This window comes from Streptomyces sp. NPDC053665, assembly GCF_055585285.1.
Genome location: NZ_JBVJKK010000006.1, coordinates 371,195 through 392,421 on the forward strand (window position 1 = coordinate 371,195; position 21,227 = coordinate 392,421).

General features: G+C 74.4%; 18 protein-coding genes. 11 read left to right on the forward strand and 7 right to left on the reverse strand.

Annotated features, from left to right (window positions below):
* Positions 1 to 138: 138 nt before the first annotated feature.
* The gene (locus ACZ6ZN_RS24985) at positions 139 to 3,072 is read left to right on the forward strand and encodes a DEAD/DEAH box helicase (RefSeq protein WP_469649579.1); all 2,934 of its coding nucleotides are present in this window, start codon (positions 139 to 141) and stop codon (positions 3,070 to 3,072) included.
* Positions 3,069 to 4,340: an SWF or SNF family helicase gene (locus tag ACZ6ZN_RS24990; protein WP_469649581.1), complete on the forward strand. Its 1,272-nt coding sequence runs from the start codon at positions 3,069 to 3,071 to the stop codon at positions 4,338 to 4,340. Before ACZ6ZN_RS24985 ends, ACZ6ZN_RS24990 begins: the two co-directional genes overlap by 4 nt.
* 367 nt (positions 4,341 to 4,707) lie before the next feature.
* Here the strand turns inward: ACZ6ZN_RS24990 and xylA are convergent, their stop codons facing one another.
* The gene (gene xylA, locus ACZ6ZN_RS24995) at positions 4,708 to 5,874 is read right to left on the reverse strand and encodes a xylose isomerase (RefSeq protein WP_469649583.1); all 1,167 of its coding nucleotides are present in this window, start codon (positions 5,872 to 5,874) and stop codon (positions 4,708 to 4,710) included.
* Between the two features lie 130 nt (positions 5,875 to 6,004).
* On the opposite strand from xylA, the gene xylB reads away from it, so the two are divergent.
* The 6 genes from xylB (at position 6,005) to ACZ6ZN_RS25025 (ending at position 12,600) form a co-directional block, all read left to right on the forward strand.
* On the forward strand, positions 6,005 to 7,450 hold the full coding sequence (xylB, locus tag ACZ6ZN_RS25000) for a xylulokinase (RefSeq protein WP_469649586.1): 1,446 nt from the start codon (positions 6,005 to 6,007) through the stop codon (positions 7,448 to 7,450).
* A 14-nt stretch (positions 7,451 to 7,464) separates the two neighbouring features.
* Positions 7,465 to 8,673, forward strand: coding sequence for an ROK family protein (locus ACZ6ZN_RS25005; protein WP_469649589.1), 1,209 nt, complete (start codon positions 7,465 to 7,467; stop codon positions 8,671 to 8,673).
* Positions 8,674 to 8,906: 233 nt separating this feature from the next.
* Entirely contained in the window at positions 8,907 to 9,521 is a 615-nt protein-coding gene (locus ACZ6ZN_RS25010) for an N-acetylmuramoyl-L-alanine amidase (protein WP_469649591.1), read from the forward strand.
* A 92-nt stretch (positions 9,522 to 9,613) separates the two neighbouring features.
* Entirely contained in the window at positions 9,614 to 10,009 is a 396-nt protein-coding gene (locus tag ACZ6ZN_RS25015) for a luciferase domain-containing protein (protein WP_398108552.1), read from the forward strand.
* A 123-nt stretch (positions 10,010 to 10,132) separates the two neighbouring features.
* Positions 10,133 to 11,230, forward strand: coding sequence for a bifunctional class I SAM-dependent methyltransferase/NUDIX hydrolase (locus ACZ6ZN_RS25020; RefSeq protein WP_469649856.1), 1,098 nt, complete (start codon positions 10,133 to 10,135; stop codon positions 11,228 to 11,230).
* A gap of 128 nt (positions 11,231 to 11,358) precedes the next feature.
* A complete protein-coding gene (locus ACZ6ZN_RS25025; RefSeq protein WP_469649593.1) occupies positions 11,359 to 12,600 on the forward strand; it encodes a phosphodiester glycosidase family protein in 1,242 nt (413 codons plus the stop codon).
* 2 nt (positions 12,601 to 12,602) lie between these two features.
* Here the strand turns inward: ACZ6ZN_RS25025 and ACZ6ZN_RS25030 are convergent, their stop codons facing one another.
* From ACZ6ZN_RS25030 to ACZ6ZN_RS25055, 6 genes are all read right to left on the reverse strand, one after another.
* Positions 12,603 to 12,797, reverse strand: coding sequence for a hypothetical protein (locus tag ACZ6ZN_RS25030; RefSeq protein ID WP_333929917.1), 195 nt, complete (start codon positions 12,795 to 12,797; stop codon positions 12,603 to 12,605).
* Between the two features lie 129 nt (positions 12,798 to 12,926).
* Positions 12,927 to 13,790 carry a phosphatidylinositol-specific phospholipase C/glycerophosphodiester phosphodiesterase family protein gene (locus ACZ6ZN_RS25035; RefSeq protein ID WP_469649595.1) on the reverse strand — a complete coding sequence of 288 codons (864 nt, stop codon included), beginning with the start codon at positions 13,788 to 13,790 and terminating at the stop codon, positions 12,927 to 12,929.
* 212 nt (positions 13,791 to 14,002) lie between these two features.
* A complete protein-coding gene (locus ACZ6ZN_RS25040) occupies positions 14,003 to 15,076 on the reverse strand; it encodes an acyl-CoA dehydrogenase family protein (protein WP_469649597.1) in 1,074 nt (357 codons plus the stop codon).
* Entirely contained in the window at positions 15,073 to 16,251 is a 1,179-nt protein-coding gene (locus ACZ6ZN_RS25045) for an acyl-CoA dehydrogenase family protein (RefSeq protein ID WP_398108556.1), read from the reverse strand. The genes ACZ6ZN_RS25040 and ACZ6ZN_RS25045 overlap by 4 nt, the downstream gene beginning before the upstream one ends.
* Entirely contained in the window at positions 16,248 to 17,213 is a 966-nt protein-coding gene (locus tag ACZ6ZN_RS25050) for an NADPH:quinone oxidoreductase family protein (protein ID WP_451878137.1), read from the reverse strand. Before ACZ6ZN_RS25050 ends, ACZ6ZN_RS25045 begins: the two co-directional genes overlap by 4 nt.
* Positions 17,214 to 17,333: 120 nt before the next feature.
* Positions 17,334 to 17,906 carry a helix-turn-helix domain-containing protein gene (locus tag ACZ6ZN_RS25055; protein ID WP_398108558.1) on the reverse strand — a complete coding sequence of 191 codons (573 nt, stop codon included), beginning with the start codon at positions 17,904 to 17,906 and terminating at the stop codon, positions 17,334 to 17,336.
* Positions 17,907 to 17,984: 78 nt separating this feature from the next.
* On the opposite strand from ACZ6ZN_RS25055, the gene ACZ6ZN_RS25060 reads away from it, so the two are divergent.
* The 3 genes from ACZ6ZN_RS25060 (at position 17,985) to ACZ6ZN_RS25070 (ending at position 21,219) form a co-directional block, all read left to right on the forward strand.
* A complete protein-coding gene (locus tag ACZ6ZN_RS25060; protein WP_469649601.1) occupies positions 17,985 to 18,914 on the forward strand; it encodes an NAD(P)/FAD-dependent oxidoreductase in 930 nt (309 codons plus the stop codon).
* Positions 18,915 to 19,225: 311 nt separating this feature from the next.
* Positions 19,226 to 20,764, forward strand: a complete 1,539-nt coding sequence (locus ACZ6ZN_RS25065) for an ATP-dependent DNA ligase (protein ID WP_451878135.1) — start codon at positions 19,226 to 19,228, stop codon at positions 20,762 to 20,764.
* Entirely contained in the window at positions 20,761 to 21,219 is a 459-nt protein-coding gene (locus ACZ6ZN_RS25070) for an NUDIX hydrolase (protein ID WP_469649604.1), read from the forward strand. The genes ACZ6ZN_RS25065 and ACZ6ZN_RS25070 overlap by 4 nt, the downstream gene beginning before the upstream one ends.
* The last annotated feature ends 8 nt before the right edge of the window (positions 21,220 to 21,227 follow it).

The following is a 21,227-nucleotide window of genomic DNA, read 5'->3' on the forward strand; positions in this document are numbered from 1 at the left end:
CATATCCGTGCGCGGCAGGAGTGCTGTACCCTCGGCGACTCCGACCCGCTAGTCAAATTTGAGGACTCAGCCATAACCGAGCAGTCGACACCCCGGGAATCCTCCTCCGCGCCCCTCGAACTGACCCGCTGTCACGCCGTGTTCCTGCCCGGCGACCCGCCGCGCACCGGCGGCATCGCCTTCTGGCGGCCGGACGGCACGCTTCCCCCGGTTTCTGGGCCGTCGCCCGAGTCGGAACCGGCCCTCCGCGACCTGACGGTCGTCGATCTCGAGGTCGTCGTCGCCGGTGACGACGGGGTCGAGAGAGCGACGGTGCCCGCCGCCCTGCTGCCGCTGCGCACCGCCCTTCCGGTCCTGACACGCGTGCGTGCCGAAGCCGGGGACCACCGGTCGGCGGTGTTCTGGCGCGCGGCCGTCCTGCACGCACTGCATCTCCTGTCGCGCGGGCTGCTGCTGCCGGGGCTGTCGCCGGCTGACCACGACGCCTGGCGCGCCGGACCGCTGCACGCCGAGGACGTCGAGGCCGTACGCCGCCTCGCCGCCGCGATGCCGCCCGAGGCGCATGCCGTGCCACTGGACGGGCCGGGACCCTTGCGGCTGCCCCGGCCGGAGCCGCTCCTGAGGGCCTTCTTCGACGCAGTGGCCGACACCCTGCCCCGCTCCCCCGCCGTGCCCCTGGTAACCGGCACGGAGGCCTACGCGTCGCTCACCCCGGTGCACCTGCCCGGGCAGCGTGCCTGGGCCGCCGACATCGCCGCCGGCCACGACGCGGGCGTACGGCTCTCGTTGCGGATCGAGACGGACGGGCTGCCGGACATCGAGGCGGAGGCCTCCGGAGGCACTGGGACGGACGGACACGAAGGCACTGGGGCGGACGGAAACGGCGGCAGTGGGGCGGACGGGTCGGGCGATCCGGAGGGTCTCGGCGCGGACGTGGCCTTCCGGGCCGTGTTGCAGGTCCACAGCGTCAGCGACCCGGCACTTGTGGCGGACGCCGCGGACCTGTGGGCCGGCGGCGAGGCCTTCGGCCCGCGCGCGCGGATGGACGTCCTGCTCGCGCTGCGGCGGGCGGCCCGGGCCTGGACGCCGCTCGCTCCCCTGCTGTCGGCGGCCGTGCCGGACGCGGTGGCGCTCGCCGACGAGGAGGTCGTCGACCTGCTGGGCGCCGGGGCACGGGCCCTGGCGCTGGCCGGGGTGGAGGTGCACTGGCCCAGGGGACTGACCCGGAAGCTCACCACGCGCGCGGACGTGGGGCCCTCCGACAGCGGAACGCAGCCGGACGACGTGCGGGCCGGGCGGAGTTCCGGGGTGGCCCCGTCGTTCCTCTCCGCCGACGCACTGCTCTCCTTCACCTGGTCGTTCGCGCTGGGGGACCGGCAGCTCAGCCGCGCGGAACTGGACCGCCTCGCCGAGGCCAAGCGCCCCGTGGTGCGACTGCGCGACCAGTGGGTCCTGGTCGACCCGCAGGAGGTACGCCTGGCCCGCTCCCGGCAGGACCACAAGGTCACCCCGGTGGACGCGCTGGGCGTGGCTTTGACGGGCTGGGCCGAGGTCGAGGGCCACCGAGTGGAGGCGCAGCCCACGGGGTGGCTCGCGCAGCTGAAGGAGCGGCTCGCCGATCCCGAGGCGCAGCAGCCCGTCGAGCAGCCCGCCGCCCTCGCGGCCACCCTGCGCGACTACCAGCGGCGGGGGCTCAACTGGCTGGCGAGCATGACCTCGCTCGGGCTGGGGTGCTGTCTCGCCGACGACATGGGGCTCGGCAAGACGATCACCCTGATCTCCCTGCATCTGCACCGGCAGACCGACGCGCAGTCCGCGGGGCCGACCCTCGTGGTCTGCCCGACGTCCCTGATGGGCAACTGGCAGAGGGAGATCGAGCGGTTCGCCCCGGGCGTCCCCGTGCGGCGTTTCCACGGCCCGCGGCGCTCCCTGGAGGACCTCGCACAGGGCGAGTTCGTCCTCACCACGTACGGCACGATGCGCCTGGACGCGGGCCGGCTCGGTGAGGTGCCGTGGGGCATGCTCGTGGCGGACGAGGCCCAGCACGTGAAGAACCCGTACTCCTCCACCGCGCGCGAGCTGCGTTCCATCGGCGCACGCGCGCGCGTGGCCCTCACCGGCACCCCGGTGGAGAACAACCTGTCGGAGCTGTGGGCGATCCTCGACTGGGCGACTCCGGGACTGCTGGGCCGGCTCGGCACCTTCCGGCGACGGTACGCGGAGGCGGTCGAGGGCGGCCGCGACCCGGGGGCCGCCGACCGCCTGGCCCGGCTGGTACGGCCGTTCCTGCTGCGCCGCCGCAAGTCGGACCCGGGCATCGCCCCCGAGCTGCCGCCGAAGACGGAGACGGACCACGCCGTGCTGCTCACCCCGGAGCAGACGGCGCTCTACGAGGCCGTGGTGCGCGAGGCGCTGGCGGAGATCTCCGGCGCGGGCAGCATGGCCCGGCGGGGCCTGATCGTGAAGCTGCTGACCGGTCTCAAGCAGATCTGCAACCACCCGGCCCAGTACCTCAAGGAGGAGCGACCGGTGGTCTCCGGGCGCTCCGGGAAGCTGGAACTGCTGGACGAGCTGCTGACCACGATTCTCGCCGAGGGGGCCGGTGTCCTGGTCTTCACGCAGTACGTGCAGATGGCCCGCCTCCTGGAACGCCATCTGGCCGCGCGCGGGACGCCCTCGCAGTTCCTGCACGGTGGCACGTCCGTCGCCGAACGGGAGGCCATGGTGCGACGGTTCCAGGACGGTGAGGTGCCGGTGTTCCTGCTGTCGTTGAAGGCGGCGGGCACCGGGCTGAACCTGACCCGGGCCGAGCACGTGGTGCACTACGACCGCTGGTGGAACCCTGCCGTCGAGGCGCAGGCGACCGACCGCGCGTACCGGATCGGCCAGACGCGGCCGGTGCAGGTGCACCGCATCATCGCCGAGGGAACCGTGGAGGACCGCATCGCCGAACTCCTGGCCCGCAAACGGGAGCTCGCGGACGCCGTGCTGGGCTCCGGCGAGTCCGCGCTGACCGAACTGACGGACGCCGAACTGGCCGACCTGGTCGAGCTGCGAGGGGGCCTGCGATGAACCGGTACGACGACACCCCGGAGCGGACGTTCGCCGCGCTGCCGCCCGCCCGCGGCAAGGCGTTCGCCGCGAGCTGGTGGGGCCGGGCCTGGCTTCAGGCGCTGGAGGACACCGCGCTCGACCTGGCGCAGCTCAAGGCGGGCCGCCGGCTGGCCCGGGCGGGAGCGGTCGGCGCGGTGTCGGTGCGCCCGGGCCGGCTCACGGCCGTGGTGCAGGACCGCGACGGCACGGCCCACCGGGCCGATGTCCTGCTGTCCGAGCTCTCGCCCGCGCAGTGGGACCGTTTCCTGGACATGACGGTGGAGCGGGCCGGTCATGTCGCGGCGCTGCTGGACCGGGAGATGCCGCCGCACCTGGTCGAGGACGCGGCGACCGCGGGTGTCGACCTGCTGCCCGGGATCGGTGACCTGGAACCCGAGTGCGACTGCGACGCCTGGGACCACTGCGGGCACACCGCGGCGCTCTGCTACGAAGTCGCTCGGCTGCTGGATCAGGACCCGTTCGTCCTGCTGCTGATGCGGGGACGGACCGAACCCGCCCTGCTGGAGGACCTACAGGCGCGCAGCGGGGCACACGCCGTCCCGGAGCCCGCCCAGCCGGAGGGCGTGGACGCGGCCGAGGCGTACGCCGCCGGCGACATCCTGCCCCCGCTTCCCGCCCCGCCCTGCCTGCCGGACGAGCCGGGGACGTCGCCCTCCCTCGACACCGAGACTCCGCCCGCGCCCGGCGTGGACCCGCCGGCACTGGAGTACCTGGCGGCGCGCACCGTCGTGCACGCCCATCGGCTGCTCGCCCAGGCGCTCGGGGGCGAACCAGGGGCGCGGTTGACGGTCGGGCAGGACGCGGTGCGGCTGGCCGCGGGTGATCCGGCGCGGGAGGTGGCCGACCGGTTGGCCGCCGGGTCGGGGCGCGGCCGCGAGGGACTGGCGACGGCCGTGCGCGCCTGGCGGCTGGGCGGCCCGGACGCCCTGTCCGTACTCGACGAGGAGTGGCAGGTCGAGGGCGAGGCCCTCGCACGCGCGCGTGCCGCCCTGGCGGCGGCCTGGGACCCGGACGAGCGGCCCGAGCTGCGGGCGCGGGGCAACCGGTGGACGCCGGCCGGCTCGGCGACCCAGCTGCGTCTCGGCCGTGACGGCCGCTGGTGGCCCTACCGCAAGGAGCGCGGCCGCTGGCAGCCCGCCGGAGAGCCCACCCGGGACCCGGCCACGGCTCTGGCCGCCGCGGAGCCCTCGCCAGGGGAAGGGGACGGGGACGGGGACGGGCCGTGAGGATGACGCCCGACGGGCTCACCTGACGGTGTCGTGAGTCCGGCGCCAGGGCTCCGGTCCGGCGGGCCGGAGCCCTGGCGCGAGGCGCGCGTGAGGAAACCGACCGGCGGGACCGGCGGGGTCTTCACGCACGTAACCGCACGAACAGAGTGCACGCTCGCGTGCCGGCACGGACCGAGGCCGCGTGCGTGTGGCCGCACGGACAGGAGCTGCGCGCCTGTGGCCGCACGCACCGTGACCACGCGTGCCTGGTGGCACGCACCGAGACCACCAGCGTGCGGCGGCGCGCACCGGGGCCACGCGCGCGGCGGCATGCCCCCCGGCCGCGCGCGCGGCGGCGCGCACCGGGGCCACGCGCGCGTGCAGGTCAGCCGCGGGCCCCCAACAGGTGGTCCATGGCCAGCTGGTCCAGGTGCTCGAACGCCATGCCGCGCGCGGCGGCGGCCTCGACGTCGAACGACTCGAAGGCGGTCCGGTCGGCGAGCAGGGCCTGGAGGCCGTCCGCCGCGGTCGGCTGCGCCAGCTCGTCCAGCCGGGCCGCGCGCAGCGCCTCCTGGACCTCCGGGTCGGCGCGGAACGCGGCGGCGCGCTCCTTGAGGATGAGGTAGTTGCGCATGCAGCCGGCCGCCGAGGCCCACACGCCGTCGAGGTCCTCGGTGCGCGGGGGCTTGAAGTCGAAGTGGCGCGGGCCGGTGTATCCGGCCGACTCCAGCAGGTCGACCAGCCAGAACGCGGCGCGCAGGTCTCCGGCGCCGAAGCGCAGGTCCTGGTCGTACTTGATGCCGGACTGGCCGTTGAGGTCGATGTGGAAGAGCTTGCCCGCCCACAGTGCCTGGGCGATGCCGTGCGGGAAGTTCAGGCCGGCCATCTGCTCGTGCCCCACCTCGGGGTTCACGCCGTACAGCTCGGGGCGCTCCAGGCGCTCGATGAACGCCAGCGCGTGGCCGACGGTCGGCAGCAGGATGTCGCCGCGCGGCTCGTTCGGCTTCGGCTCGATGGCGAAGCGCAGGTCGTAGCCCTGGGACGTGACGTACTCGCCGAGGAGGTCGAAGGCCTCCTTCATCCGGTCCAGGGCGGCGCGGACGTCCTTGGCGGCCCCGGACTCGGCTCCCTCGCGGCCACCCCAGGCCACGTACACCTCGGCGCCGAGTTCGACGGCGAGGTCGATGTTGCGGATGGTCTTGCGCAGGGCGTAGCGGCGTACGTCGCGGTCGTTGGCGGTGAAGGCGCCGTCCTTGAAGACCGGGTGCGTGAAGAGGTTGGTGGTCGCCATCGGGACCTTCATACCCGTGGCGTCCAGCGCCTGCCGGAAGCGCTTGATGTGGTTCTCGCGCTCGGTGTCGCTCGAGCCGAACGGGATCAGGTCGTCGTCGTGGAAGGTGACGCCGTGCGCGCCGAGCTCGGCCAGGCGCTGCACCGACTCGGCCGGGTCCAGGGCGCGTCGGGTGGCGTCGCCGAAGGGGTCCCGTCCCTGCCAGCCGACGGTCCACAGGCCGAAGGTGAACCTGTCCTCGGGGGTGGGCTGGTAGTTCATGCCGCGGCTCCTTGCTCGCTGAGGCTATTTCGTCATGCCGGTTTACAAATTAGTATGCGAGCACCTTCCTGGGAAGGGACAAGGTGCCCCGAACAACAGGCACGTGCCGCGCGCAGTAGGGAGAAACCCGATGTCAGCAGCCGAGGGTCCGCTCGTCGTCGGCGTGGATTCGTCCACCCAGTCCACCAAGGCGCTGGTCGTCGACGCGGCCACCGGCCGGATCGTCGCCAGTGGCCAGGCGCCCCACACGGTCACCTCGGGAGCGGGGCGCGAGAGCGATCCGCGCCAGTGGTGGGACGCGCTGCGCGAGGCGCTGCACCAGTGCGGCGAGCCGGCGCACGAGGCCGCCGCGGTCGCGGTCGGCGGCCAGCAGCACGGCCTGGTCACGCTGGACGGCAGGGGTGAGCCGGTGCGGCCCGCCCTGCTGTGGAACGACGTGCGCTCGGCGCCCCAGGCAGGGCGGCTGACGGAGGAGCTGGGCGGGGCGAAGGTCTGGGCCGAGCGCACCGGCAGCGTTCCCACGGCGTCCTTCACGGTCACCAAGTGGGCGTGGCTGGCCGAGCACGAGCCGGAGTCCGTCCGCGCCACGAAGGCCGTGCGCCTCCCCCACGACTACCTGACCGAGCGGCTCACCGGGCAGGGCACCACGGACCGAGGCGACGCCTCGGGTACGGGCTGGTGGTCCTCGGGTACGGAGGCGTACGACGAGGAGATCCTGGCGCGCGTGGGTCTGGATCCGTCGCTGCTGCCGCGCGTGGTCCGGCCCGGCGAGATCGCGGGTACGGTCCGCGACGGCCACGATCTGCCGTTCTCCAAGGGCACCCTGGTCGCCCCCGGAACCGGCGACAACGCCGCGGCGGCGCTGGGCCTCGGGGTCCCCCCGGGTGTCGCGGTGATGAGCCTCGGCACGTCGGGCACGGTGTACGCGGTGTCGCGCAGGCGGCCCGCCGACCCCACGGGCACGGTGGCCGGCTTCGCCGACGCCCGGGGCGACTGGCTGCCGCTGGCCTGCACCTTGAACTGCACGCTCGCCGTGGACCGCGTGGCCGTGCTGCTGGGGCTGGACCGCGAGGCCGTCGAGCCCGGCACGGCCGTCACGCTGCTTCCATTCCTGGACGGTGAACGCACCCCGAACCTGCCCCACGCCTCGGGGCTGCTGCACGGCCTGCGCCACGACACGACCGCCGGCCAGCTCCTGCAGGCGGCCTACGACGGTGCCGTGCACTCGCTGCTCGGCGCTCTCGACCTGGTGCTCGACGAGGACGCGGACCCCTCGGCGCCCCTGCTGCTGATCGGCGGAGGTGCCCGGGGCACGGCCTGGCAGCACACGGTGCGGCGCCTGTCGGGACGCCCGGTGCAGGTGCCCGAGGCGAAGGAACTGGTGGCCCTGGGCGCCGCCGCCCAGGCGGCCGGACTGCTGACCGGCGAGGACCCGGCCGCCGTCGCACGCCGTTGGGGCACCGCCGACGGTCCGGTGCTGGAGGCCGTCGAGCGGGACGAGGAGACGCTGGCCAGGATCGCCGGGGTACTCTCCGACGCGGCTCCGCTGCTGGAGCGTCCCACCCGCACCGACTGAGGACTGGCTCAGGCATGACCGCACCGCTGCACGAGGCCCACCCCACCGGGCGGCGACGCGCGCTGCCCGACACCCAGCAGGGGATGCGCCGCCGCAATCTCGCCCGGGTCATGCACGCCGTCCGGGCCGAGGGGCCGCTCTCGCGGGCCGCCGTCGCCTCGCGGATCGGGCTGACCCGGGCCGCGGTGTCGACGCTCGTCGACGAGCTGATCCGCGCGGGGCTGCTGGAGGAACTGGGACCCGAGCGGCCCGGCCGGGTGGGCCGGCCGGGCTCCGCTCTGGCGGTCAGCGGACGTGGCCCGGCCGGGATCGGCGCGGAGGTCGGCGTCGACCACCTCGCCGTCTGCGCGGTCGACCTCACCGGCACCACCCGCGCGCGGGCGATACGGCAGGGGGCGAACCGCGGCCGCTCCCCCGAACCCGTGATCGCGGAACTGACCGGACTGATCCGCCAGGTCGTCTCCGAGGCGGAGAGCGAGGGACTGTGGCCGGCGGGCCTGGCTGTGGCCGTGCCGGGCCTGGTGGCGCGCGACGGCCGGACCGTGGTCCGCGCACCCAACCTCGACTGGCGCGACGCCGACCTGGGCGCGCTGCTGCCGGCGGATCTGCCGCCGACCGTCGACAACGAGGCCAACTTCGGGGCGCTGGCCGAACTCTGGCTCGGTGAGGACACACCGGGCGACTTCCTGCACGTGTCGGCGGAGATCGGCATCGGCGCCGCGCTCGTCGTGGACGGCGGACTGCTGCGTGGAACCCGCGGGTTCGCGGGCGAGCTGGGACATGTGCCGGTCCGCCCCGACGGACCGGAGTGCGGGTGCGGGGGCCGGGGTTGCCTGGAGCAGTACGCCGGTGAGGAGGCGGTGCTGCGGGCGGCCGGCCTGGAGCCCGACCGGGACCGGGTGGGAGCGCTCGCCGGTCGTGCGGCGGACGGCGACGAGAACGTCCGCCGCGCCCTGCGGGACGCCGGATCCGCACTCGGAGTCGCCCTGACCGGCGCGGTCAACCTGCTCGATCCGGAGAGCGTCGTGCTGGGCGGGGAGCTGTCCGGGCTGGCGCCGTGGCTCCTGCCCTCCCTGCGCGAAGAGTTGGCGCGTCGCACAGCGGGTCCCGCCTGCCCGGTGTCCGTGTCCCGACTGGGGCCGGAAGGCCCTCTGCTGGGGGCCGCGCACTCCGTGGTGCGGGCGGTCCTCGACGACCCGGCGGCCTTCGCCGCGCAGCGGTGAGGGCGCTCCCACCCCACCCGCATCCTGTCGTCCCCGCCACTTCCGAGGTCCGCAATACCCCGTGCGGGTGAGCGCGTTGTGCACATCACCGGTCCTGTCCACGGAAAGCCGACGCTTCCCTCCGACCGCCCGCCAGGCGCCGTAACTTGATCGACGCGAGCCGCACCGACCGCGGCCACCGCCACCCCAGTCGATCGCACGGCACCGTCCGTCGGCCCCGGAAGGAACCCCGCATGAACCGCACGACTGCCATGCCCAGCAGGCGAGGCATCCTCGAGGGCGCCGCCCTGACCGCCCTGACCGCCCTCCCGTCTGCCCTCTTCCCGGCCCGGGCCGCCGCCGCCGGAGCACGGGCGGCCGTCGACCACCCCGGGGCCGCGTGGCACCCGGCGAGCCGGTCCAACTACACGCCCGCGAACCGCCCCCGGGCCCATCCGCTGAAGTACGTCGTCATCCATGTCGCGCAGACGACCTACGCCGGCACACTGTCCGTGTTCCGCGATCCGCGCGAGAGGGTGTCCGCCCACTATGTCGTGCGGTCGTCGGACGGGCGTGTGGCGCAGTGCGTACGCGAGTCCGACATCGCCTGGCACGCGGGCAACTGGGACTACAACACCCGCAGCATCGGCATCGAGCACGAGGGCTGGGTGGACCGGCCGGGCTGCTTCACCGACGTCATGTACGAGCGGTCGGCCCGGCTCACCGCGGCGATCTGCGGGCGGTACGGCATTCCCCGCAACCGCGCGCACATCATCGGGCATCATGAGGTGCCCGGCAGCGACCACACGGATCCCGGCCGGCACTGGGACTGGAGGCGCTACCTCAGACTCGTGCGCGACCACTCCTGAACGCGGGCCCGCACGCGCCGGACCACCTCACGTCCCGGTTACGAATCGCTCAACCCCTGGTTGCGGACGGGTGATCGCGCGACCATAGGGCCATGAGTCTGGCCCAGCGCGCCATCGAGCGCCTGCAGGCCTGGCCCGACCTCATGGCGGGCCCGGCGAGTTGCGGTACCGGACGGGCGTTGCGCTCCGTCCACGACGAGATCGTCCACTTCCACTCGGCCCGGGACGTCGACCTGCATCTCACGGACAGAGCCATACGGCGCTTCCACCACAACCTCTCCGACTCCAGCGCCATCCACCTGGTCCCCGGATCGGACTGGGTGACGGTGCACCTCGACTGCGAGGCGGACGTCGACCTGCTGCTGAGCCTGCTGAGCATCGCCCTCAAGGCACACCAGGCCCCGCCCGCGGACCGCGGGCCTCGGCTCGCCGGGTGCAACTTCCACCGGGTCAGGGTGCTCCCCCGGGACGCCGTCGCGGGCGGCTGAGCCTTGGCGGAAGAGGCGGAGGACGGGGCCGGCGCCGTGCACGCGGAGGGCGCCCTCGTGGCGGAGGAGGCCAACGCCCGGGCCTGGGACGCGTACGGGGCACAGCACCTGCGGCGGGGCACGGTGCTGCCGGAGGTGGAGCGGATCGACTGGGGTTTCGAGGGCGGGGGGCCGGATGCGGGGATCCTCGGCGAGCTGACGGGCCGCCGGGTGCTCGACCTCGGATGCGGTCCGGCGCGGCACGCCGCCCATCTGGTCCGGGCCCACGGCGCGCAGGTGGACGCGGTCGACAGCGCGGAGGGGCAGTACGCACGGGCGCGCGCCCGCTACGGCACTCTGCCCGGGCTGCGGCTGGTCCTGGCGGACGCGGTGGAGCATTTGCGCTCGGCTCAGCCGTACGACGTGGTCTATTCGGTCAACGCCGTGCCGTACGTCGATCCGCACCGGCTGCTGCCCGCCCTGGCCGGGGCGCTGAAGCCGGGCGGCCGGCTCTGCTTCACGGTGCTGCACACCAACTCGGACGGTGACGGGCCGTCGGACCGGGTCCGCGCGCGGCCCGAGATCCTGCGGCTGGCCGGCGGCGGTGAGGTGACGGTCCACATGTGGGTGCTCACGCCCGGCCTGTGGACGGAGCTGCTCACCGAGTACGGGCTGCGGGTGGAGCGGGTCGACGTCCTCGAGGCGCCGGAGGAAGGCAACCGCGCTTCCTCTTTGCTGTTCCAGGTGACCAGGCCCGTCCGTGTGTCGTCCCGGCCGCGCGTGGGCAAGCCGCCGCCCGCCCACGCGGCGCTCGGGGTCGGTGTCGTGCTGCACGGTCCGCGCGGCCTGCTGCTGGGCCGTCACCGGCGCGGGACGTGGGAGCTGCCGGGCGGCACGGTGGAGCCGGGCGAGTCGCTGCGGGAGACGGCCGTGCGCGAACTCCGCGAGGAGACCGGGATCGAGGCGCGGCCGGAGGACGTCCGGTTGCTGGGGACGCTGCTGGACGAGGTCGGTGGTGTCGTCCGGGTGACCGTGGCGGCCGAGGTCACGGCATGGCGGGGCGAACCGGCGGACCAGCCCGGCGAGAGCGTGGGCCGCTGGCGCTGGTTCGCCCTGGACCGGCTGCCGGAGCAGCTGTTCGTGTGCAGTGCGCAGGCCCTCACCGCGTGGCGGCCCGGCCTGCCCGTCGACCACGCCCCCGCCCACTTCACTCCGTACGCCACCGGAACGGGCGACGGCTGAGACACCCGGAGGGGTGCGTTTTTTCAGCCGTTCCCGCGTGGCCGCCGCACAGCCGGCCCCGCCCGGCCTCCCGGTCTGGTGCACTGCCCCCGGAAGTCCCGACGGTCGACGAGGCATCAGGGGGCACGGTGGCAGGTCGTCACAAGCGGCGCAGGGCAGGCAGATCGGTTCTGGCGTTCCTCACGGCGTTCGGTGCGCTGGCCGGTGCGGGTCTGGCGGGGGCGGCCCCGGCCGACGCCGCCGTCGCCAAGCGGGCACGGGTGGCGCCGGGCGTCACCTACGAGGAGTTCGACATCGACGCGGCCAAGGGGGTGGCGCACGCGCACGTGCTGCGGGTCGATCTGGGCAACCCGCAGGTGCGGGTCGACCTGCTGTACCCCGGGGCGGTCGCCTCGCGGGCCCAGGTGTCGAGGATGGCCGACGCCCAGGGCGCGGTCGCCGGCGTCAACGGCGACTTCTTCAACATCAGCGAGGCACAGCACCCCGGCGTCGAGGTGACCGGCGCGAGCGTGGGGCCGGCGATCGCGGCCGGACGGACCCTCAAGGCGGCGGTGCCGAAGGGGCAGCGCTTCGGGCCCGCCCTGCCGTCCGGTACGACCACGGAGGACGTGCTGGCCGTGGACACCGACGGGCGGGCGCGCCTGGACCGGCTGGCCCTGGACGGCTCGGTCGGCACGGCCGACGCGCAGCTTCCTTTGGGCGGGCTCAACCAGTACGCGCTCCCGGTCGGTTCGGTCGGCGCGTTCACCTCGGAGTGGGGCAGCGCCTCGCGCGTGCGCGCCACCTGCGGCACGGACACGGACCGGGCGGCGCCGTGCAGCACGGACACCTACGAGGTGACGGTCCGCGACGGCGCGGTGGTGTCGGCCGCCGACACCCCGGGCAGTGGGCCCATCGCGGCGGGGACTACCGTGCTGGTGGGCCGGGAGGCGGGCGCCCAGCAGCTGCGGAAGTTCGCCACGGGCGAGGAGGTCCACATCGAGCACCGTCTGGTGTCGGCCGCGGGCGGCGCCGCGTACCGCCTCGCGCTGGGCGGCTATCCGGTGCTCAGCGGCGGTAGCCCGTTGCCGGGGCTGGACGACACCACGTCGGCGGTGCGCACGGCCGTGGGGATCGCGGACGGCGGGCGGCGCCTGCTGCTGCTCGCGCTGGACGGGGCGGCCGCCTACCGCACCGGGCTGACGATCGCCGAGGTCGCCGGGACCATGCGGGAACTGGGCTCGGACGACGCCTTCAGCCTGGACGGGGGCGGGTCGTCGACGCTCGTCGCCCGGAAGGCGGGCGCGAGCGCCGTCTCGGTGCGCAACCACCCCAGCGGCGGTGCCGAACGGGCCGTGGCCAACGGCATCGGCGTCTTCTCCGGGACCTGACGTCAGGGCCGCAGGCCGCTGACGATGTCCGCCGTCGCGGTCAGGCCGCTGTGGATGGTCGGGGCGATGCTGGTGCTGGCCAGGGAGAACCCGAGCAGCAGGCAGACCAGCGCATGGGACACCTTCAGGCCGCCGTTGCGCAGGAAGATCACCGCCAGGATCGAGAGCAGCAGCACCACAGAGATGGAAATGGCCATCGTCGACTCCTCCGCCACGCCGCCTTGTCCGGTTCACGGCGTTCGGCCGCAAGTGTGGCGTAGCGGAGGGTTCGTCGGTGCGGCTGGCCTGTCCGCCGAACGTGTGGTGTCCCCGCGCTCCCGGCGGGCCTACGCCGTGCGCCGGGCGTCCAGGAAGCTCTCGAGTCCGGCGAGGTCGTCGGTGTTGAGGTGGTCGACGCCTGCGGCGAGCAGTTCGCCCCAGACGGCGTCGCGGGCGGCCCCGGGCTGGTCCGGGGTCGCCCAGAACCGCACCGCCTGCCCGCGCCGGTGGGCGGTGGTGACGATGGCCCGCAGTTTCCGCCGCTCGGCGTCGGGGAAGGTGCCCACGCCCTGCCACGTGAAGTTGAGCGTCCAGTTGTCGCTGACGAGCGGGATGAGGGAGGCCGGCGCCGGGCCGCCGAGGTCGGCGAGACGGCCGTCGTAGAAGGCGCGCCGGACGGTCTGGGCCTCCAGGGGAGCGCGGGCCGCCCGGTCGCCGGAGACGACGACGGTGACCGGGCCGGGGCGGACCCTTCCGTGGGCGTAGGTGGTGAACAGGTGCCGGTGGCGCCGGAGGTGACGGTCGAGTGCGAGGTAGGTCGACGCGCCCTCGGTCTTGATGTCGACCAGCAGTTGCAGCGAGCCGCGGTGACCGCGGTACACGGAGCCGTGGTGGGCGCGCACCCGGGCGGCGAGCGGGTCGAGGTAGAGGGACTCCAGGGTGCGGGACGGGTCCACGTCCTGCGGGTCGTGCGCGACCAGGAGCCGGTCGCCGACGAGGTGGATGTCGGCCTCGACGCTGCCGAAGCGGTGGTCCAGGGCGTCGTACAGGGGGCGGGGGTGCTCGTAGTCGTTGTGGGCGTGGGCGCGCCACAACGGGCGGGGCCTGTGCCGACGTTCGCCGGCCAGGGCGTCCGCGGCGGGGAGGGCGACCGTGCCCGTGAGGGCGGCGCCGAGGGTGGTGAGGGCTCTGCGACGGGTGGTGAGGGCCATGCTCTGCCTCCCTGGAAGTGCCGTACGGGAACCCTGTGAGTATGCGGTCCCACACTCCCAACCAGCAGGCTGGTGCGTCGAGTTGGCCGGACTGCCGCCGTGCGTTCACCTCGTCGGGTCCGGGCGCACCGAAAAGCCCGCCCCTGGTGGGGCGGGCTTCACCGCGGTCGCCCGGTCCGCCGCCGGACCCGAGGTGCCGGGAAGGAGGAGCCTCAGGGCGCCTGGAGGTCGACGAGCGCGGCCACGGCCTGGCGGTGGGCGCCGGCCGTGCCGAAGACGATCGAGTCGGCCTTGGCGCGCTTCAGGTAGAGGTGCGCCGGGTGTTCCCACGTCATGCCGATGCCGCCGTGCAACTGCACCGCCTCCTCGGCGGCGTGGACGGCCACGGGTGCCGCGTACGCCTGGGCGACCGCGACGGCGAGGTCGGCGTCCTCGCCGGTCGCCAGGGCGTCGGCGGCGTTGCGGGCGGCCGCGCGGAGGTTGACGACCTCCAGCCACAGCTGGGCGAGGCGGTGCTTGAGCGCCTGGAAGCCGCCGACGGGCCGGTTGAACTGCTTGCGTTCCTTCAGGTAGCGGACGGTCTCCGTCAGCGTCCATTCGGCGAGCCCGAGTTGCTCGGAGGCGAGCAGCCCGGCCCCGGCGCGCAGGCCACGGCGCACGGCGGGTTCGGCGTCGCCGAGCAACGTGCCCGGTGTGCCGTCCAGTTCGACGGTGGCCAGGGGCCGGGTCAGGTCGAGCGACACCTGCGCGGCGATCGTCGCGGCGCCGGCGTCGACCGCGTACAGGCCGCCGTCGTCGGCGGGCACGAGCAGGACGTCCGCGACGGCCGCGTCGGCGATGCCGGTCAGTGTGCCGTGCAGCAGCCCGTTCTCGTGCCGGACCGTACGGTGGACGGCGCCGGGCGCGGTGTGCAGGGCGACCGCGAGGGCGCCGATCGCCGTGCCGGTGGCGAGGTCGCGCAGCAGGTCGTCCGCGCCGCAGGCGAGCAGCGCCTCGGTGGCGACGACCGCGCTCGTCAGGTACGGCACGGGGGCGACCGCGCGGCCCAGTTCCTCCAGCACCACGGCGGCTTCCCGGTGGGTGGCGCCCTGCCCGTCGAGTTCCTCGGGCACCAGCAGACCGGCCAGGCCCATGCCGTCGGTGAGGGACTTCCACACGGCCAGGTGGTGCGGGGTGTTCGACTCCGTGCGGGCGATGACGCCGGGGGCGTCGCAGTGGTCGGTGAGCAGGCCGCGGACGGCCGCGCGGAGCGCCTCTTCCTCCTCGGAGTACAGCAGATCGCTCATCGGGCCAGGTCCTTCCAGGCGACGTCCTTGTCGGTGCGCGGCTCGGGGGGCAGTCCGAGGACGCGCTCGGCGACGATGTTCAGCAGGACCTCGCTGGTCCCGCCCTCGATGCTGTTGCCCTTGGAGCGCAGGTAGCGGTAGCCGGCCTCGCGGCCGGTGAAGTCGACCAGTTCCGGGCGCCGCATGGTCCAGTCGTCGTACGACAGGCCCTCCTCGCCGAGGAGTTCGACCTCCAGGCCGCTGATTTCCTGGTTGAGGCGGGCGAAGGCCAGCTTCATGCCGGCGCCCTCGGGGCCGGGCTGGCCCGCGACGAGTTGCTGGCGCAGCCGCTCGGCGGTGAGGCGGGAGACCTCGGCCTCCACCCAGAGCTTCAGCAGCCGCTGGTGCAGGTCGTGGGTGCGCAGCTCTGGCCGCTCGCGCCAGGTGGCGGAGACGGGCCCGATCATGCCGCCCTCGCGGGGCAGTCGCATGCCGCCGATGGCCACGCGCTCGTTGTTCAGCGTGGTCTGCGCGACCTTCCAGCCGTCGCCGACCTCGCCGAGGCGCCGCGTGTCGGGGATGCGGACGCCGGTGAGGAAGACCTCGTTGAACTCGGCCTCACCGGTGATCTGCCGCAGCGGCCGCACCTCGACGCCCGGGTCGGTCATGTCGCACACGAAGTAGGTGATGCCGCGGTGCTTGGGCACGTCCGGGTCGGTGCGGGCGATGAGGATCGCCCAGCGGGCCACATGGGCGCTGGACGTCCAGACCTTCTGCCCGTCGACCACCCAGGTGTCGCCCTCACGCACCGCGCGGGTGCCGAGGGCGGCCAGGTCCGACCCGGCGCCGGGTTCGCTGAACAGCTGGCACCAGACCTCCTCGCCGGTCCACAGCGGCCGCAGGTAGCGCCGCTTCTGCTCCTCGGTGCCGTACTGGAGGATCGTCGGCGCGGCCATGCCGAGGCCGATGCCGATGCGCCGCGGGTCGTTGTCGGGCGCCCCGGCCGCGGTCAGTTCGGCGTCGACGACGGCCTGGAGGGAGCGGGAGGCGCCGAGTCCGCCGAGGCCCTGCGGGAAGTGCACCCAGGCCAGTCCGGCGTCGAAGCGGGCCCGCAGGAAGTCGAGGCGGTCGGTCGAGGCCGGCGGGTGCGCGGCCAGGAACTCCCGTGTGCTGTGGCGCAGTTCCTCGGGGGTCATGCCGACTCCTCCATGACGACGGCGATACGGCCGGTGGTCCGGCCGTCGGCCACCTTCTGCACGGCGTCGGCCGCTCGGGCGAGCGGCACGCGCTCGCTGACCAGCGGCTTGATCGCGCCCCGCGCGGCCAGCTCGGTGAGTTGCTCGTGGCAGTGCCGCACGAGCTTCGGGTCCTTGGTGTTGTACAGACCCCAGTGCAGGCCCAGGATCGAGTAGTTCTTCACCAGGGCGTGGTTGAGGGCCGGGCTCGGGATGGTGCCGCTGGCGAAGCCGACGACGACGATCCGTCCCTCGAAGGCGACGGTCTTGGCCGACTGGGTGTAGGCCTCGCCGCCGACCGGGTCGTAGACCACGTCGGCGCCCCGGCCGCCCGTGGCCTCCTTGACGGCGGCGACGACGTCCTCGGAGCGCCGGTCGATCACCACGTCGCACCCCAGCTCGCGGGCGACGGCCGCCTTGTCGGGGCCGCCGACGACACCGATGACGGTGGCGCCGGCGGCCTTCCCGAGCTGCACGGCCGCGCTGCCGACCCCTCCTGCGGCAGCGTGGACGAGCAGGGTCTCGCCGGCCTCCAGACCGGCCCGGCGGTGCAGGCCGAACCAGCCCGTCTGGTAGCCGATGTGCAGGGCCGCGGCCTCGGCGTCGTCCAGGGCCTCGGGCGCGGGCAACAGGGCGGCGGAGTCCGCGAGGGCGTACTCGGCGAAACCGCCGTGCGGCAGCGCCGGGTTGGCGATGACCCGGCGGCCGTCCTCGGTCTCGCCGCAGATCTCCACGCCGGGGGTGAACGGCAGCGGCGGCCGGACCTGGTACTGGCCGCGGCACAGCAGGGCGTCGGGGAAGTTGATGTTGGCCGCCCGCACCTTCAGCAGGACCTGGCCCTCACCGGGGGTGGGCGGTTCCGCGTCCTCGAGCCGCATCACCTCGCCCGGCTCGCCGTTCTCGTGCACGTGCCATGCCTGCATGCGGGGCCTCCACGGGGGACTGCTTCGTCTGACCGGGTCCGGTTCGCATACTAAGCGGTCGCTTGCCGATCAGGGAACAGCCTCCGGCGGAAAGGTCCCGCGCTCGGCCTGTCGTGTGCGTCACGACCGCTTCGGCCGCGCCCGCACGTGCATCCGCTCCCCCTGCGGCCCGAACAGGCTGAGGAACTCCACGGGCCCCTCCCCCGTCGACCCGAACCAGTGCGGCACGCGCGTGTCGAACTCGGCGGCCTCGCCCGCCGTGAGCACCACGTCGTGCTCCCCCAGCACCAGGCGCAGCCTCCCGGACAGCACGTACAGCCACTCGTAGCCCTCGTGCGTGCGCGGGTCCGGCTCCAGCTTCCGCTGCGGCTCCAGCACCTTGTAGGCCTGGAGGCCGCCGGGCTGGCGGGTGAGGGGCCAGTGGGTGCGCCCGCCCATCTGGATCGGCTTGGCACGCACCCGCGGGTCGCCGGCGGGCGGCGCCCCGACCAGCTCGTCCAGGGCCACCTGGTGGGCGCGCGCGATCGGCAGCAGCAGTTCCAGGCTGGGTTTGCGCAGGCCGGACTCCAGCCGCGACAGGGTGCTGACCGAGATGCCGGTGGTCTCCGACAGCGCCGCCAGGGTCACTTCCCGCTCCTTGCGCATCTGCCGCAGCCTCGGGCCGACGCCCGCGAGTACCTCGTCCGTGGTCATGGGGGTATTGCAGGTTCGGCAAAGGCGTTTGTCAATCCCGGGGGTCCGGAGCGACGCTCGGCGACGGAGGTGGTCACCATGACCGAGAAGTACGCAGTGGTCGTCGTCGGCGGGGGCGCGGCCGGTCTGTCCGCGGCGCTGGTGCTGGGCCGGGCCCGGATCCGCACCCTGGTCGTCGACGCGGGTGAACCGCGCAACGCGCCCGCCGCACACATGCAGGGTTATCTGTCGCGTGACGGCATGCCACCGGCCGAGTTCCTGGCCGCGGGCCGCGCGGAGGTCACCGGCTACGGCGTCGAGCTGGTGCGGGACCGGGTGGTGGAGGTGGGACGGGACGAGGACTTCACCGTGGTGCTGGCCGGCGGCCGGAACGTGTGCGCCCGCCGCCTGGTCGTCGCCACCGGGCTCGAGGACGAGCTGCCCGACGTGCCGGGGGTGGCGGAACGGTTCGGGCGGGACGTCCTGCACTGCCCCTTCTGCCACGGCTGGGAGGTGCGGGACCAGCCGTTCGGGGTGCTGGCGACGAGCCCGGCGAGTGTGCACCAGGCGCTGATGGTGTCCCAGTGGTCCAAGGACGTGCGGTTCTTCCTGCACCGGGTCGCCGAGGAGGAGCTGTCCGACGTCGACCTGCGCCGGCTGGCAGCCGCCGGGGTGGACGTGGTCCCCGCCGAGGTGGCGGGCCTGGTGGTCGAGGACGACCGGCTCACCGGGGTCCGGCTGGCCGACGGCAAGGTGCACGCCCGCTCGGTGCTGTTCGCCGCTCCCCGGCCGGTGCCGCGGACGGGCTTGCTGGAGCGGCTCGGCGCGGAGCTGCACGAGACGCCCTTCGGCGCGTACCCGGTGGTCGACGCGACGGGCCTGACGACCGTGCCGGGCGTGTGGGCGGCGGGCAACGCGATCGGTTTCGCCGAACAGGTCGTGCACGCGGCGAGCGGCGGCTACCGGGCCGCGTCCGCGATCGTCGGGGACCTGCTGATGGCGGACCTCGACGCGGCGGTGCAGGGATAGGGGGCGCGGGGCAGGCACCGCGCGAGGACCGGTGATGACGGTCCGGCGGCCCCGGCACGGCGGCCCCGGCACGACCCTCCGGGCGGCCCGCCAGGCTCCCCGGGCAACCCGCCAGGGGCCCCGGGCGGCCCGCCAGGCTCCCCGGACGACCCGCCAGGGCCGCCCGGGCAACCCGCCAGGGGTCCCCGGACGACCCGCCAGGGTCCCCGGGCAACTCGCCAGGGATCCCCGGGCGACCCGCCAGGCTCCCCGGGCAACACCGGCCCGGGCGTCCGGGTGTAGAGGTGGCCCCGGCGGTGCACCATGACTGCATGCTTCTGCACCGGTTGGCCCGAGTGTCCCAGGAGGTCGCCGCCACCTCCGCACGGTCGAGGAAGACGGCGCTGCTCGCGGAGCTCTTCCGGGACGCGGAGGCGGACGACGTGCCCGTCGTCATCCCCTACCTGGCGGGACGCCTGCCGCAGGGCCGCATCGGCGTCGGCTGGAAGGTGCTGGGGCGGCCGGTCGTCCCCGCCGCCGAGCCGAGCCTGACCGTGCGGGACGTCGACGCCCGGCTGTCCGAGCTCGCGAAGGTGTCCGGCCCCGGCTCCCAGGCGGAGCGCACCCGGCTGGTCGGGGAGCTGATGGGCGCGGCCACCGAGGACGAGCAGCGGTTCCTGCTGGGACTGCTCACCGGCGAGGTCCGGCAGGGCGCGCTGGACGCGGTGGCCGTGGAGGGCCTGGCCCAGGCGACCGGGGCGCCCTCCGCGGACGTGCGCCGGGCGGTGATGCTCGCGGGTTCGCTCCAGTCGGTCGCCGAGGCGCTGCTCTCGGACGGGCCCGCGTCCCTGGAACGGTTCCGGCTCACCGTCGGCCGCCCCGTGCTGCCCATGCTCGCGCACAGCGCCTCCTCGGTCGCCGAGGCCGTGGACAAGCTCGGCGCCTGCGCGGTGGAGGAGAAGCTGGACGGCATCCGGGTCCAGGTGCACCGGGACGGCGGCACGGTGCGGCTCTACACCCGCACGCTCGACGACATCACCGACCGGTTGCCCGAAGTGACGGCCGCCGTGCTGGAGTTGCGCGGCGAGCGGTTCATCCTGGACGGCGAGGTGATCTCCTTCGGCGAGGACGGACGCCCCCGTTCGTTCCAGGAGACGGCCGGCCGGGTCGGCTCGCGCACCGACGTGGCGACCGCCGCCCGCGCGGTGCCCGTCTCCCCCGTCTTCTTCGACGCGCTGTCCGTCGACGGCCGTGACCTGCTGGACCTGCCGTTCACCGAGCGCCACGCCGAACTCGCCCGCCTGGTCCCCGAGCCGATGCGGGTGCGCCGCACACTGGTCTCCGGTCCCGAGGAGACCCCCGCGGCGGAGCAGTTCCTGGCCGCGACCCTCGGGCGCGGCCACGAGGGGGTGGTCGCCAAGGCGCTTCAGGCCCCCTACAGCGCGGGCCGGCGGGGTGCGTCCTGGCTGAAGGTCAAGCCCGTCCACACCCTCGACCTCGTCGTCCTGGCCGCCGAGTGGGGCCACGGCCGCCGCAGCGGCAAGCTCTCCAACCTCCACCTGGGCGCCCGCACGGCCGACGGGGGTCTCGCCATGCTCGGCAAGACGTTCAAGGGCATGACCGACGCGATGCTCGCCTGGCAGACCGAACGGCTCCAGCAGCTCGCCGTCGAGACGAACGACCACGTGGTCAGGGTCCGCCCGGAACTCGTCGTCGAGATCGCCTACGACGGCCTGCAGCGCTCCACGCGCTACCCGGCCGGCGTCACCCTCCGCTTCGCCCGCGTGATCCGCTACCGCGAGGACAAGCGCCCCGAGGAGGCCGACACCGTCGAGACGCTCCTCGCGGCGCACCCGGAGGTGAGGCCGTGAAGCGCAGCGCAGGCCTGCTGCTCTTCCGCCCGTCCGCGCACGGCCGCGAGGTCTTGCTCGGCCACATGGGCGGCCCCTTCTACGCCCGGCGTGACGCCGGCGCCTGGACCATCCCCAAGGGCGAGTACGAGCCCGACGAGTCCCCCTGGGCCGCCGCCCGCCGCGAGTTCGAGGAGGAGCTGGGACTGCCCCCGCCCGACGGTGAGGCCATCGCCCTGGGCGAGGTGCGGCAGACCAACGGCAAGATCGTCACCGCCTGGGCGATCGAGGCCGACCTCGACCCGGACACCGTCACACCCGGCACCTTCCGCATGGAGTGGCCGCCGCGCTCGGGGCGGATGCAGGAGTTCCCCGAGCTGGACCGGGTCGCGTGGTTCGGGGCCGAACAGGCCCGAGCGGTGATCATCACGACCCAGGCCGCGTTTCTCGACCGGCTGGCGGAGCACTCGCCCTGAGGAGACAC